Below are 13,204 nucleotides of genomic sequence, written 5' to 3' on the forward strand. Positions count from 1 at the left end.
GATGGAGCCAAAACGATTTCGTCGCGGTAGCAATTGTTTCACGACAGTTTCTTGGCGCGGGCGTTCGCGGCACAGGCTGTTGGACGAGGTCAAGGTCAGGCTGCGCACTTCGCCAAGGCGAGGGTAAACACCGGCGCCCGATTCTACCGCCGCTCCTTCTCCTTCGGAGCGGGCTTGCGCGGCGCGGGCTTGGCTGGCTGTGCGGACCGCGGCGTGCCGGGCAGTTGCTGCAATCCGGGCCGACGCTGCACGCCGCCCTGTCGCGGCTGCACGGTTGGCGGCGTGACGGGTTGCCCCTGCGCTGGCTGCCCGTTGCGCGGCGTCCGCGGCAGAGGCGTTGCCGCCGGCTGCGGCGGCGTCGCGGGCAGCCGGGTTTGACCGGTGCGCGGCGTGCCCGGCCGCACCGGGCCACCCTGGCGTTGCGGCGCCGGCGTGCCTTGCTTCGTGCCGGGCTGCGTGCCCTGACCCTTCGGTGCGCCCGGCGTCGGCGGTGTGGTGCGGTTCTGGCCCGGCAGGCCGTTCGGCCGCAACTGTTGCTGTTGTCCGGGCAGACCGTTCCGGCGCGGCTGCTGCGGTTGACCCGGCAGGCTCTGCCGCCGCGGCGCGTTGGGGTTGATCACGCCGGGATTATTGCGGCGAAACTCGCGCTGCTCGGTGACGATCTGCCGTCCCGTGGTCTGCACGGCGTGCACCTGGCGCACGAAGGCCTGGTCGCGCTGCGCCTGCTGCGGCGTGATCGCGATCGGCACCGCGGCGAAGCGCACGCCGCCGCTGCCGGGCCGGATCGCAAAGCCGCTCGCGGCCTGCGTCAGGAAGCCGAGCCGTCCGCCGGAGGTGCGGTCGTTGACCTCGATGCGGCCGACCCGGCCGTCGGCGTCGGGATAGAGCTTGATGTTGACATTGTTGGCGCTGGCCGCGGCGGCCGGGTTATCCGGCACCTCGACGACACCGGTGGTGCCGCGAATGCCGAGCGAGGCCGTCGGCGTCGTGATCTTCATGTCGCCGGTCTTGGCCACCGCGGCGGCGACGAAGGCAACGGTGCCGCGGCCGACGTCGAAGATCGCCGCGTTCTGCTTGCCGCCGTCCTCATAGATGTAGTTGTCGATGGTGATCTTGGCGTTGGCCGACAAATTGAACGTCGTGGCGTCGTTGAAGGTGATGCCGAGCGAGGAATTCGACGACGTCTGCACGGTGTCGTTGAGATAGACGTCGTCGCGGAGTTTCAGCGCGATCGAGTTCTTGTTGCGGATGACGGTCGCGATCCCCGTCACCGTCGCCACATTGCCGATCGGCTCTTCCGGAGCGGCGGCGGGCGTGTCGACCGGTGCGGCAGTCGACGGCGCCTGCGGCGGTGCGGGTGTCGGTTGAGCCTGGGCGATCTCGATCGTATCGGACGCGAATGCCGGCTGCGCGCCGGTCGGGGCGACAACCAACAGCGCAAGCGCGAGGACGCAACGGCGCCAAGCCACCATGAGAGCCACGAGGAAGTCCAGACCAAGGAAGCGGTGATGCGAAGGGCAGGTCGTCCGATTTCAGCCGCGTCCGGCTGAATGGCGGATGAACGCTTGTGTCACAGGCCGGCGCCACGGGCAAACGCCACGCTCCGGTCGACGGAGCGTGGCGTCCTTGTCCGTGACGGCGAAGGAGATCAGCCGATGCGCTTCCAGGTCTGGCCGCCGCAGAACATGCCGCCGAAGGCGCAGCCCTGCACGCGCAACAGGTTCGGGCCCTTCATCGAAATCGTCGAGTCGTAGTTGCGGCCGGAGTCGGGATCGTGGATGCGGCCGCTCCACTTGGCGCCGTCGGGCTTCATGTTGATCAGGATCCTCTCGTTGGTCTTCTCGGCAAAGCCGCAGAGATCGGCGCCGCACGGCTCGACGCGGACATTGCCCTTGTTCTCTTCGGTCGCCCACAGGCCGATCGGCGAGGTTGGCGCCGGCGCGGCGGCAACCGGGGCCGGCGCGGGAGCCGGAACGGCGGCGGGCGCGCTGGTCGTCGCCGCATCGAAGCCGACGGCAGGCGCGGGCGAAGCGGTAGCGACGGTGGTGGACGGTGCGACCGGTGCAGTGACGGCGGGCGGCTGAACCTGAGTCTGCTGCGCGGGTTGCAGGACCGTCGGCGCGGGGCCGGGCTGCGTCGTCGTTGTCGTCGTAGTCGACGCGACGTCGTCGTCGTCCTTGGAGCCGAAGCCGTTGAGGTTCATGTTGTTCAGCGTGATCGGGGTCTTCGATAGGCCGGGCGCGACGATGGTGACGCAGTTGAGCGAGGCGCAGCCGCGCGGCGTCTCGATGCGGATCTTCTGTCCTTCGATCTGGAAGGAGACCGAGTTGCCGGCATGCGCTGCGGCGGTGCTCGCGAGGAAGAGGGCGGTGGCGGCGACGGTGAGCGTCTTCATGACAGTCTCCAAAGATGCGGCCTGGAAATGGATATGGCCTGATGTCCTGGGAACAACGAGCGTGGTTCGACCCTACGCCCGCGATGCCGCGTCTTCTGTGATGGGCGTCACGACGGCCGGCCTCTACCCGCCGTTGACCGGGTGAGTTGCATCACATTCGGCTTCGCCATGAGGGAGCCTGGTCCCGAAGAAGTCGGTCCCGTTGTCGCTCGTTCGCCGGCGCTGGCTGCGTGCGTGGTTAAGGAAGGGTGAAATCAAGACGTTGAAGAGTCCTTAAATAAATTCACCGAACGTTGCGCGCATGACGCGCGGAGTTCGTTTGTATCTCGTCGGCTCCATCGTCCTTGTTTCGCTGGCAGGTTGCGGGCGCGGCTTCTTCCAGGCCGAGCGCGAGCCATGGCGGGCCGAGGCCGAGATCGCCTGCCTGAAATCGGGCGCGGTGAAGGAAAACGTCGACCTCGTCCGCGTCGATCCGATCTCGGGTCCCGGCGCCTGCGGCGCGGAGTATCCGCTGAAAGTCGCCGCACTCGGCGAGGACAGCAGCAGTCTCGGTTTTGTCGACGAGCCGTTGCGTCCGCCGGGCGCGATCGGCAATCAGCCGCGCTGGCCGATGGCGCAGCCGCAATCGTCCTACCCGCGCGCGTCGAGCTATCCGGAGAGCGCGGTGCGCCAGCCGGCTGGCTATGGCGCGTCCTCCGGGCCGATCTCGCTCAGCGCGCCAGGCGTTGCGCCGGAGGAGGACGAGATCGACCTGCCGCCCGACGGCACCGACGCGGCGGGCGCCGCGCGCTACATGAATGCTCCGAACTATCCCGCGCGTCCGGGCTATGCGTCGCCGGCGCCCTATGCGCAGCGGCCGGAGCCGCAGCCCTTGCCGCGGCTCGGACCCGCGCAGGGGAGCCTGGTGGCTGCCGTCGGTCCCGTCGCGATGAAGCCGACCGCGACTCTCGCCTGTCCGATCGTGTCCGAGCTCGATCGCTGGCTCGCCGACACCGTGCAGCCGAGCGCCATGCGCTGGTTCGGCCAGCGCGTCGCCGAGATCAAGCAGATCTCCGCCTATTCCTGTCGCGGCATGAACGGCAATTCGCATGCGCATATTTCCGAGCATGCCTTCGGCAATGCGCTCGACATCGCCGCCTTCACGCTCGCCGATGGCCGTCGCGTCACCGTCAAGGACGGCTGGCGCGGCTTGCCCGAGGAGCAGGGATTTTTGCGCGACGTCCAGTCGGGCGCCTGCGCGCATTTCACCACCGTGCTGGCGCCGGGCTCCAACGTCTATCACTACGATCACATCCACGTCGACCTGATGCGCCGCGCCAGCCGCCGCGTGATCTGCCAGCCAGCCGCAGTGTCGGGCGAACAGGTCGCTGCGCGCGCAGGGGGACGCAATCCCTACGCGGCGCGCGAGCCCTACGTCACGGGCTCGCTCGGCGGCCGCAAGCAGGCGCGCCACAGGCCCGAGAAGATCAACGAGGAAGACGAGTTCGCGGACGATTAGGGCATGCGCAAAATTCGCGTCAGGCCGCTGCCGGGGCGAACGCGGGGGAGCATTGCCGCGCGTCGCGGCAACTTCAACCCTTCGCCCGATACGCCGCCAGAAACATCCGCGTCGCGCTGTCGACGACCCCTGCGATGCGGTCTTCGGAGGGGGCAGGAGCCGCCTGGAAGATGAAAGGCAGGAACAGCGAGGCCTGGCTCATCTGCATGAACTGGGCGGCGGCGAGATGGCAGTCGTCGATCGCGAGATCGCCCGGCCCGACATGGGCCTTCAGATAGTCGGCGAGACGGTTGATGCTCTTCTCCAGCACGCGCTCATAATAACGGCGGCCGACCTCGGGCATCCGCTCCGCGATCGCCATCACGGTGCGGATCGCCGATCCTCCGGAAGGCCGGCAGATCAGGGTGATGTAGGCGCGGCCGAATTCCTTCAGCGTGGTCTCGACGTCGCGCTCGGGGTCGAAATTGAACACGACCTGGCCGTGCTGGAGCGATTCTTCCTCGACGATCGCTTCGAACAGCGCGCACTTGTCGGCGAAATAGACGTAGAGCGTGCCCTTGGAGACGGCCGCCGCGCGCGCGATCTCGCCCATGCTGGCGCCGTCAAAGCCGAGATCCATGAACACCTTGCGGGCGCCATCCATGATCTGGCGGCGTTTCGAACCGTCCTCTTCGGAGACGAGATGCAGATTGGCGCGGTCGGCTGCAACCATTGGTTTAGGCTCTGAGGAAAGTTTTTGACGGCGGAAACGCGAAGAAAGGAACCCGATGTCTAGGTTCCATCCTTGGGAGATAATCTATATTGACCGAACCGTTCGGTCAATGATAATTGTGGGATTGGGCGAGGGGACGGCTGCCGGGCGGCGCGTCCCCGATCGCGCGTTTTTGTGGGGAGGCCGCGATGGCCGTTTCGAGAGACCAGGCCGCACGCGTGCTCCGCGAGGCGCCGCCGGGAGCCGCGCAGGCGGACGCGGCGACCGAGGATTCGGCGTCGCTGGCCGAGCAGTTGCGCTCCCACCTCGCCGAAGAGACCAGGCGCCGCACGGCGGAAGCGCCGGACAAGCCGGTCACCGACAAGCCCGGGGCGTCCACGCCTGCGGCCCCGAAATCCGGCAGGAAGAGATTTGTGCTGATGGGCGTCGGCGTGCTGCTTGCGCTCGCAGCGGCCGGCTATGCCGGCTACTTCACCCTCGTCGGCCGCTTCTACATATCGACCGATGACGCCTATGTGCGCGCCAACAACACCATGCTGGGCGCGCGGGTCGCGGGCCACATCGCCGCGATCCTGCCCGGCGATAATACGCTCGTCCACGCCGGCGACGTCGTATTCCGCATCGACGATGGCGACTACAAGATCGCGGTCGACGCCGCCGCCAGCAAGATTGCGACCCAGCAGGCCACCATCGATCGCATCGGACGGCAGGTCGCCGCCCTCGAGAGCCAGGTCGATCAGGCCAACGCGCAACTCGTGTCCGCCGAAGCCGGGCTGAAGCGCGCCGATGCCGATTTCGAGCGCCAGCAGGCGCTGAGCAGCAAGGGCTTTGCCTCGCGTGCCACCTTCGAAGTATCCGAGGCCGGACGCGACCAAGGCGCGGCGGCGGTGAAGGCGGCGCGCGCCGCCTATGATGCCGCGCTGAGCAATGTCGACGTCGCCAGGGCGCAGCAGGCAGAAGCCCAGGCCCAACTGGCCGAATTGAAGACCTCGCTCGCCAAGGCCGAGCGCGACCTCGCCTTCACCTCGGTGCGCGCGCCGGTCGACGGCACGTTCTCCAATCGCCTGGTCAATCTCGGCGATTTCGTAGCCGTCGGGCAGCGGCTCGGCAACATCGTGCCGCTCGACGAGGTCTTCATCGACGCCAACTTCAAGGAAACCCAGCTCAAGCGCATCCGTCCCGGCCAGCCCGTGACGATCAAGGTCGATGCCTACGGTTTCCGCAAGTTCAAGGGCGTGGTCGACAGCCTCTCGCCGGCCGCGGGCTCGGTGTTCACGCTGCTGCCGCCGGACAACGCCACCGGCAATTTCACCAAGATCGTGCAGCGGCTGCCGGTCCGCATCCGCGTGCCGAAGTCGGTCGCGCGCCAGAACCTGCTGCGCGCGGGCATGTCGGTCTACGCCACCGTCGACACCAACGAGGGTGCGGCCGATGCCGACAGCGAGGTCGACCTCGACGATCCCACCATGATCCATCCGAAGTAGACGCTCAGACAGCGCTTCGGGCCCAGACATGGCGAACGCCACGACCGCAAATCCTGCCATGACGATGGCGAACCCCGCTTCCGAGCGCATCGCGCCGAAGCGGCTGTTCGCCTTCATCATCATGGTGTTCGGGATGTTCATGTCGATCCTGGACATCCAGATCGTCTCGGCGTCGCTCTCCGAGATCCAGGCCGGCCTGTCGGCGAGCCAGAGCGAGGTCTCCTGGGTCCAGACCTCCTATCTGATCGCGGAGGTGATCGCGATTCCGCTGTCCGGATTCCTGTCGCGCGCGCTCGGCACGCGGATGTTGTTCGCGATCTCGGCCGCCGGCTTCACCATGTCGAGCTTCCTGTGCGGCTTCGCCTCCTCGGTCGAGGAGATGATCTTCTGGCGCGCGTTCCAGGGCTTTCTCGGCGCCGGCATGATTCCGACGGTGTTCGCCTCGGCCTACACCGTGTTCCCGCGCACGAAATTCCACATCGTCGGCCCGATCATCGGCCTCGTCGCGACGCTCGCCCCGACCATCGGGCCGACGGTCGGCGGCTACATCACGGACGCGACCTCCTGGCACTGGCTGTTCTTCATCAACATCGTGCCCGGCGTCGGCATCACCATCGGCGTGCTGGCGCTGGTCGACTTCGACCAGCCGCATTTCGAACTGCTCGACCGCTTCGACTGGTGGGGCCTCCTCTTCATGGCGGGCTTCCTCGGTTCGCTGGAATACGTGCTGGAGGAGGGGCCGCAATACGAGTGGATGCAGGACACTTCCGTCGCCGTCTGCGTCTGGATCTGCGGCGTCTCCGCGATCGCCTTCTTCTGGCGCGTGCTGACCGCGGCCGAGCCGATCGTCGACATCCGCGCCTTCGTCAACCGCAATTTCGGCGTCGGCTGCGTGCTGCAGTTCTGCGTCGGCATCGGGCTCTACGGCCTCACCTACATGTATCCGCGCTATCTCGCCGAGGTGCGCGGCTACAGCGCGCTGATGATCGGCGAGACCATGTTCGTGTCCGGCGCCACCATGTTCCTGATCGCGCCGGTGGTCGGCCGGCTGATGGTGCGCTTCGACATGCGCCTGCTCATCGCGTTCGGCCTGATCGTGTTCGCGCTCGGCTCCTACCAGATGACCTGGATCACCCGCGACTACGATTTCTACGAGCTGCTGCTGCCGCAGATCCTGCGCGGCATCGGCATGATGTTCGCGATGGTGCCGACCAACAACATCGCGCTGGGCACGCTGCCGCCGGACCGGGTGAAGAACGCCTCGGGGCTGTTCAACCTGATGCGCAATCTCGGCGGCGCGGTCGGGCTCGCCGTCATCAATACCGTGCTCAACGAGCGCACCGACCTGCACATCGCCCGCCTGCAGGAGCGCGTGACCTGGGGCAACGCCACAGCGACCGAGACGCTCAACATGTTCATGCAGAAGTTCCAGGGACTCGGCGACGCCGCGCTGATGGCGGTGAAGCAATTGTCGCAGATCGTGCATCGCCAGGCCGTGGTGATGGGCTATGGCGACGCCTTCTTCATGCTCACGCTGTTCTATTTCGGCCTGAGCCTGCTGGTCGTGCTGTTCAGCAAGCCGCCCACGCCGCTGTCCGGGCCCGGCGCGGCGGCCGAACCGGCGCATTGATGCAACACTCGCGCGCGATCCGCGCGGGCCGTGTTGTTGCAGATCGGGACCGATACCGAGCTCACGCAGCCTTTGCCCGCGTCCGCGTGGAGATCGCGACGGTGGCGACGACGGCGGCGGCGAACAGCACGACCTGCGGCGTGATGGTCTCGCCGTTGAAGAACGCCGCGAGCGCGAAGGTGATGAAGGGCTGCAGCAACTGCACCTGCGAGACGCGCGCGATGCCGCCCATCGCCATGCCCGCGTTCCAGGCGAAGAAGCCGATCCACTGCGAGAACAGCGCGACATAGAGCAGCGCCATCCAGGGTTCGATGTCGATCGCGCCGATATCGGCGGGCCAGCTCAGCGCCGCGGCCGGCAGCGAGATCGGCAGCGCGAGCACCAGGATCCAGCTGATCACCTCCCAGCCCGGCATCTCGGCGGTGAGCCGCCCGGAGAAGGCATAGCCCACCGCGGAGACGATGACGGCCGCAAACAGCAGGAGGTCGCCGACCGAGAGCGTGCCGCCGCCCTGGCGCAGCGCGAAGGCGACGACCAGTGCAGCACCCGCGAGCGAGGCGATCCAGAACAGCGGCCGCGGCCGCTCGTGGGTGATGAGGACGGCGACGAGGGCGGTCGCGACCGGGAGGATGCCGAGCACGACGCCGCCGTGCGAGGCGTCGACCGTCTGCATGCCGAGCGCCATCAGGAACGGAAACAGCACGCTGACGCCGAGCATCGCGACGACGAATTGCGGCCAGAGCCGGCGCGGCGGCAGCGGGCGGCGCAGCGTCATCAGCAACGCCAGCGAGCAGAGTCCCGCCACCGCCGAGCGCAACGCCGTCAGCGCGATCGGGTCGATCGCCGCAACGGCGATCCGCGTCGCGGGCAGCGTGCCGCCGAAGATCGCCATGCCGACGAAGCCCAGCAGCAGGCCCGTTCGCTCGCGCGAGAGCGACAGGGGAGGCGACGGCTCTGACAGCGACGAAGGCGGCATGGGGAAGCCACAACTAACGGTTCCGCGGATGCGCGCAACACCCGTGCGCCGCATGGCGGGCATGCGGGTGCTAATGCGCGCCCACGCTGCTCCAGACCAGGCCGACGCCGGACAGGAACAGCAGGCCGAGCACGACGTCGGCAAAATGCTTGTCGCTCAGCGCGTGATAGACGCGCGCGCCGAGCGAGGCGCCGATCAGCGTGCCCGGAAAGGCGATCGCCGCGAGCCAGATCACCTGCGTCTCGACCAGACCCGAGGCCGCCTGCAGCGCCAGCGAGGTGGCGAGGATGGTGAAGTTGAAGATCTGGAAGATGCCGCGCCGCTCGTGCTTGTTCCAGCCGCGCACGTTGGCCCACAGGATCGGCAGCGGCCCCGACAGTCCCGCAAGCCCGCCGAGAATGCCGCCGGCAAAGCCGATCGCGCCGTCGGCGATCCTGCCGCCGAGCTTGAAGGCGAGCGGCCTGCGGTTGAGATAGAGCGCGGTCGGGAAGATCAATAGCAGCACGCCGACGCTGAGCTTGAACACGCCGGGATCGGCCTGCGCGATCATCATGGTGCCGAGCGGCACGCCGGCCAGCCCGCCGATCAGGAACGGCCAGACCAGCGAGAGGTCGAAACTCTTCCACATCGAGGGCAGCGTCAGCATCTGCGAGATCACGGAGCAGATCAGCACCAGCGGCACCGCGAGCGAGGGCGGCAGCACGTAGAGCCAGATGCCGAGCGCCATCAGCGCCGTGCCGAAGCCGGCCAGGCCCGAGACGAAGCCGCCGGCAAGCGCGCCAAAGAGCAGGAGCGCGTAAGTGAGCGTTTCCACCGGTTGTCCTTATCGTCGTCGGTGTTGCAGGGAAGCGGACTGTTGATCGGCGCGGCGGGAATAGCACGAGCCCGGCCCGGGAAGCTATGAGCCCAGCGCACGCAAGCCTGATCGGGACGCGGCGCGCTTTTTTCGGCCGCTGGCCCGACGCAGGATCTGCAACGCATTTCGGGGGCGCGGCAATCGGCTTCCGCGCCGCAGCGTTTACATCGGCTGGTCGGTCGCTACACTCGCACCGATCGTCCACGAGAACGATGGAAGCGCCGATGACCGCACGCTCGCCCGCGACGTTCCTCCTGTGCCACGGCGCGTGGTCGGGCGGATGGTCGTGGAAGAAGATGCATCCGCTGATGGCGAAGGCCGGCCACCGGCTGGTCGCGCCGACCTATACCGGGCTCGGGGAGCGATCCCATCTCGCCGGTCCCGCCATCGACCTGGAGACCCATATCCAGGACATCCTCAACGTCATCCGGTTCGAGGACCTCGGCGACGTCGTGCTGCTCGGGCACAGCTATGGCGGCATGGTCGCGACCGGCGTCGCCGACCGCGCCCGCGACCGCATCACGCAGATGATCTATCTCGACGCCTTCGTGCCGCGCGACGGCCAGTCGCTGTTCGATCTCAACGAGCCGGGACGCGAGCCGATGCGCGGGGCCGCCGCCTCGGGCGACGGCTGGCGCATCCCGCCCAATCCGCCGCCGCCGGATACACCGCAGGCCGACCTCGAATGGCTCAACGCGCGCCGCATCGACATGCCGATCAAGTGTTTCGAGACCAGGCTCAGGCTCGCGCATGGCGAGCCGGCGATGCCGCGCAGCTACATCTACTGCACGCGCATTCCGCCGGGCGACGTGTTCGGCCAATTTGCCAGGCGTACGAAGAACGAAGCCGGCTGGCGCCATTTCGAACTCGATGCGAGCCACGCGCCGAACGTCACCGCGCCGGAGGCGCTGATGAAGGTGCTGGAGCGGATCGTGGCGCAGCCATCACCGTCATCCCACCTTGTGCAATAGCGCAATGGGGGCGCGACGCAGTCGCGAACCCGAATCCAGAAGTTGTTGCGCGAGATTCTCAGGTGCGCAATTGCGCACCATAGGTCTCGCTTCGCGAGCCCCGGAACGACGGCGCGGAAAACTGGTGAGGGGTCCGGCGCGTTTGCGTCGAACCCCTCGTTGGCTTGGTTAGTAAGACGCGTTTTCTTCACGCGAACCGGGAAACCACTTCGCTCGAAAACGCTTTAGAATATCAGCCGGCCTGTAAGCCGGGTTCTGTAGGGCACCGTCCGCTCGCACGGACGATACGTGACGGCCATTCCTCTGGGACAATGTTTGCACACTGCCTCGAGCAACCTACCCGGACGGCGGGCCTGACATCGCCCCGCGGCGTTATCGCTTGCGCGAACAGCCCGCGTCTGCCGTCCCTATTCGGTTTTGCTCCCGGTGGGGTTTACCATGCCGGCTCCGTTGCCGGAACCGCGGTGCGCTCTTACCGCACCTTTTCACCCTTACCCGCCTTCGCAGCTTGCGCTGCTACGGCGTGGCGAGCCTTGGGGCCTGCCACGCCAGAGCCCCGAAGGGGCGACGGCGGGCGGTTCGTTCTCTGTGGCACTTTCCCTGGGGTCGCCCCCGCCGGACGTTATCCGGCACCGCATGTCAAGGGAGCCCGGACTTTCCTCCCCGGCGGCCTTTCGGCGCTTGCCGGAGCGGCCGTCCGGCCGACTGACGCCTTACGCATGGGGTCTTATGCGGCCGCCGTCAAGGCGATATCGCCACCGCACGGCAGGCGAAAAATAATTTATCCTGAAGATGTCGTTCGGCGTCAGCCCCGCTCGACTGGATGTCGGCGATCCGGCCGAACAACAGGAGTAAGCGATGCAGTACCTGCTGCTGATCTATCGGAACGAAGCTGAACTGAGCAAGATGACCGCCACGAACCGCGAGAAGATGTCGGCGGAGTATGGCGCCTTCACCCAATCCATCATCCAGAGCGGCAATTTCAAGGCCGGCGACGGGCTGCAGCCCACGACGACCGCCACCACGGTGCGCGTTCGCGACGGCAAGATCCTGACGACCGATGGTCCGTTCGCGGAAACCCGCGAGCAGCTCGGCGGCTACTATCTGGTCGAGGCCAGGGATCTCGACGCGGCGATCGCGATGGCCGCGCGGATCCCGGGAGCCAGGGAAGGGTCGATCGAGGTCAGGCCGATCATGATCTACAAGTGACGCCGTCCGCCGAGATCGACAGGATATTCCGCGACGAGGCGGGGCGGGCGCTGGCCACGCTGATCCGCCTCGTCGGCGATTTCGATCTTGCCGAGGAGGCGCTGCAGGACGCCTTTGCCGTTGCGCTCGCGCGCTGGCCGGCATGCGAGATGCCGGACAATCCGCGCGCCTGGCTCGTCAATGTCGCCCGCAACAAGGCGATCGATCGCATCCGACGGCAGGCGACGTTCCGCGGCAAGCAGCAGCAGCTCGTGCATGAACTCGAACTCGACGCGCGGGCCGATGACGATCCGCCCGCGATGCTCGACGACGACATGCTGCGGCTGATCTTCACCTGCTGCCATCCGGCGTTGGCAGCCGAGGTCCAGGTCGCGCTGACGCTGCGCACGGTGTGTGGGCTCTCGACCGCGCAGGTCGCCCGCGCCTTCCTCGTCGGCGAGGAGGCGATGGCGCAGCGGCTGGTCCGCGCCAGGCAGAAGATCAGGCTCGCCGGCATTCCCTACGAGGTGCCCGAGCGCGACGCGCTGGAGCCGCGGCTCAACGGCGCGCTCGCCGTGATCTATCTCGTCTTCACCGAAGGCTATGTCGCAACCTCGGGCGCCGATCTGATGCGGCCCGATCTCGCGGTCGAGGCGATCCGGCTCGGCCGCTTGCTCGACCGGTTGATACCGGGACGCGCCGAGATCAAGGGATTGCTGGCCTTGATGCTGCTGCACGATGCGCGCCGCGCCGGCCGCGAAACCGGTGCCGGCGACATCGTGCTGCTCGAGGAGCAGGACCGCGCACTCTGGGATCGTGCGCAGATCGAGGAGGGGCTGGGCCTCGTGGAGGCCGCCCTGCGCGTGCCGGGACGGCCGCAACCCTATGCGGTGCAGGCCGCGATCGCAGCCCTTCATGCGCGCGCGCCGGGCTGGGCGCAAACCGACTGGCCGCAGATCGCCGGCCTCTACGAGGTGCTGCTCAGGATCAGTCCGTCGCCGGTGATCGAGCTCAATCATGCCGCGGCGGTGTCGATGGTCGACGGCCCCGCGCGCGCACTCGATCTCGTCAACGCGATCGCGGCGCGCGGCGGGCTCGACGGCTATGAATTGTTGCCGGCGGTGCGCGCCGATTTGCTGCGGCGGCTCGGCCGCACGCAGGAGGCGCGGCAGGCCTATGTCGCGGCGACGGCGGCGACGCAGCTCGAGCCGTTGCGGAGATTGTATGCGCGGCGATTGGCAGAACTGGGGGTGTAGCTGCCGTCATTGCGAGCGAAGCGAAGCAATTCGGAGTATCTCCGCGTTGGCAGTCTGGATTGCTTCGTCGCTCCGCTCTTCGCAATGACGGAGGATGAGGCTATTGCCGTCACTTCGCCGCGACGGCCGTCGCCTCAGGCGGCAGGCTCGCCAGCAGCGCCTGCAGCGTCGAGAGCGTGGAATGATCGGCCACGCCGTCGAGGCGGGCGGGACGGAAGTGGCGCTGGAACGCCATGAC

The 13,204-nt window shown here is 67.4% G+C and carries 11 protein-coding genes, 1 other RNA gene and 1 pseudogene; 6 read left to right on the forward strand and 7 right to left on the reverse strand.

Going from position 1 to position 13,204, the window contains the following annotated elements; all coding sequences use genetic code 11:
* Positions 1-143: 143 nt before the first annotated feature.
* Complete coding sequence (locus tag KGM94_RS17260) at positions 144-1,472, reverse strand: FecR domain-containing protein (protein WP_300261798.1); 1,329 nt, start codon at positions 1,470-1,472, stop codon at positions 144-146.
* A gap of 176 nt (positions 1,473-1,648) precedes the next feature.
* Positions 1,649-2,395, reverse strand: a complete 747-nt coding sequence (locus KGM94_RS17265) for a DUF2147 domain-containing protein (protein ID WP_300261767.1) — start codon at positions 2,393-2,395, stop codon at positions 1,649-1,651.
* Between the two features lie 301 nt (positions 2,396-2,696).
* Between KGM94_RS17265 and KGM94_RS17270 the strand changes: the two genes are divergently transcribed.
* On the forward strand, positions 2,697-3,893 hold the full coding sequence (locus KGM94_RS17270) for an extensin family protein (RefSeq protein ID WP_300261770.1): 1,197 nt from the start codon (positions 2,697-2,699) through the stop codon (positions 3,891-3,893).
* A gap of 73 nt (positions 3,894-3,966) precedes the next feature.
* Here KGM94_RS17270 and KGM94_RS17275 read toward each other — a convergent pair whose 3' ends face one another.
* A complete protein-coding gene (locus KGM94_RS17275; RefSeq protein ID WP_300261773.1) occupies positions 3,967-4,605 on the reverse strand; it encodes a TetR/AcrR family transcriptional regulator in 639 nt (212 codons plus the stop codon).
* Positions 4,606-4,793: 188 nt separating this feature from the next.
* Between KGM94_RS17275 and KGM94_RS17280 the strand changes: the two genes are divergently transcribed.
* Together KGM94_RS17280 and KGM94_RS17285 are read left to right on the forward strand one after the other, a co-directional pair.
* Positions 4,794-6,089 carry an HlyD family secretion protein gene (locus tag KGM94_RS17280; RefSeq protein ID WP_300261776.1) on the forward strand — a complete coding sequence of 432 codons (1,296 nt, stop codon included), beginning with the start codon at positions 4,794-4,796 and terminating at the stop codon, positions 6,087-6,089.
* A 28-nt stretch (positions 6,090-6,117) separates the two neighbouring features.
* Positions 6,118-7,719 carry a DHA2 family efflux MFS transporter permease subunit gene (locus KGM94_RS17285; RefSeq protein ID WP_300261779.1) on the forward strand — a complete coding sequence of 534 codons (1,602 nt, stop codon included), beginning with the start codon at positions 6,118-6,120 and terminating at the stop codon, positions 7,717-7,719.
* Between the two features lie 61 nt (positions 7,720-7,780).
* Here KGM94_RS17285 and KGM94_RS17290 read toward each other — a convergent pair whose 3' ends face one another.
* Positions 7,781-8,695: a DMT family transporter gene (locus KGM94_RS17290; protein ID WP_300261782.1), complete on the reverse strand. Its 915-nt coding sequence runs from the start codon at positions 8,693-8,695 to the stop codon at positions 7,781-7,783.
* 70 nt (positions 8,696-8,765) lie between these two features.
* A complete protein-coding gene (locus tag KGM94_RS17295) occupies positions 8,766-9,509 on the reverse strand; it encodes a sulfite exporter TauE/SafE family protein (RefSeq protein ID WP_300261785.1) in 744 nt (247 codons plus the stop codon).
* Positions 9,510-9,775: 266 nt separating this feature from the next.
* Between KGM94_RS17295 and KGM94_RS17300 the strand changes: the two genes are divergently transcribed.
* On the forward strand, positions 9,776-10,522 hold the full coding sequence (locus KGM94_RS17300) for an alpha/beta hydrolase (protein ID WP_300261788.1): 747 nt from the start codon (positions 9,776-9,778) through the stop codon (positions 10,520-10,522).
* Between the two features lie 228 nt (positions 10,523-10,750).
* Here the strand turns inward: KGM94_RS17300 and rnpB are convergent.
* An RNA gene (gene rnpB, locus KGM94_RS17305) (RNase P RNA component class A) lies at positions 10,751-11,231 on the reverse strand.
* 149 nt (positions 11,232-11,380) lie between these two features.
* Between rnpB and KGM94_RS17310 the strand changes: the two genes are divergently transcribed.
* Together KGM94_RS17310 and KGM94_RS17315 are read left to right on the forward strand one after the other, a co-directional pair.
* The gene (locus KGM94_RS17310; protein ID WP_300261791.1) at positions 11,381-11,731 is read left to right on the forward strand and encodes a YciI family protein; all 351 of its coding nucleotides are present in this window, start codon (positions 11,381-11,383) and stop codon (positions 11,729-11,731) included.
* Positions 11,728-12,966 (forward strand): RNA polymerase sigma factor, encoded by a 1,239-nt coding sequence (locus KGM94_RS17315; RefSeq protein WP_300261794.1) that lies wholly within the window; start codon positions 11,728-11,730, stop codon positions 12,964-12,966. Before KGM94_RS17310 ends, KGM94_RS17315 begins: the two co-directional genes overlap by 4 nt.
* Positions 12,967-13,075: 109 nt before the next feature.
* Here KGM94_RS17315 and KGM94_RS17320 read toward each other — a convergent pair.
* Positions 13,076-13,204 (reverse strand): annotated as a pseudogene (locus KGM94_RS17320) (N-acetylmuramoyl-L-alanine amidase); the annotation flags it as partial.

The sequence above is a fragment of the Bradyrhizobium sp. genome, assembly GCF_028868675.1.
Taxonomy (GTDB): domain Bacteria; phylum Pseudomonadota; class Alphaproteobacteria; order Rhizobiales; family Xanthobacteraceae; genus Bradyrhizobium.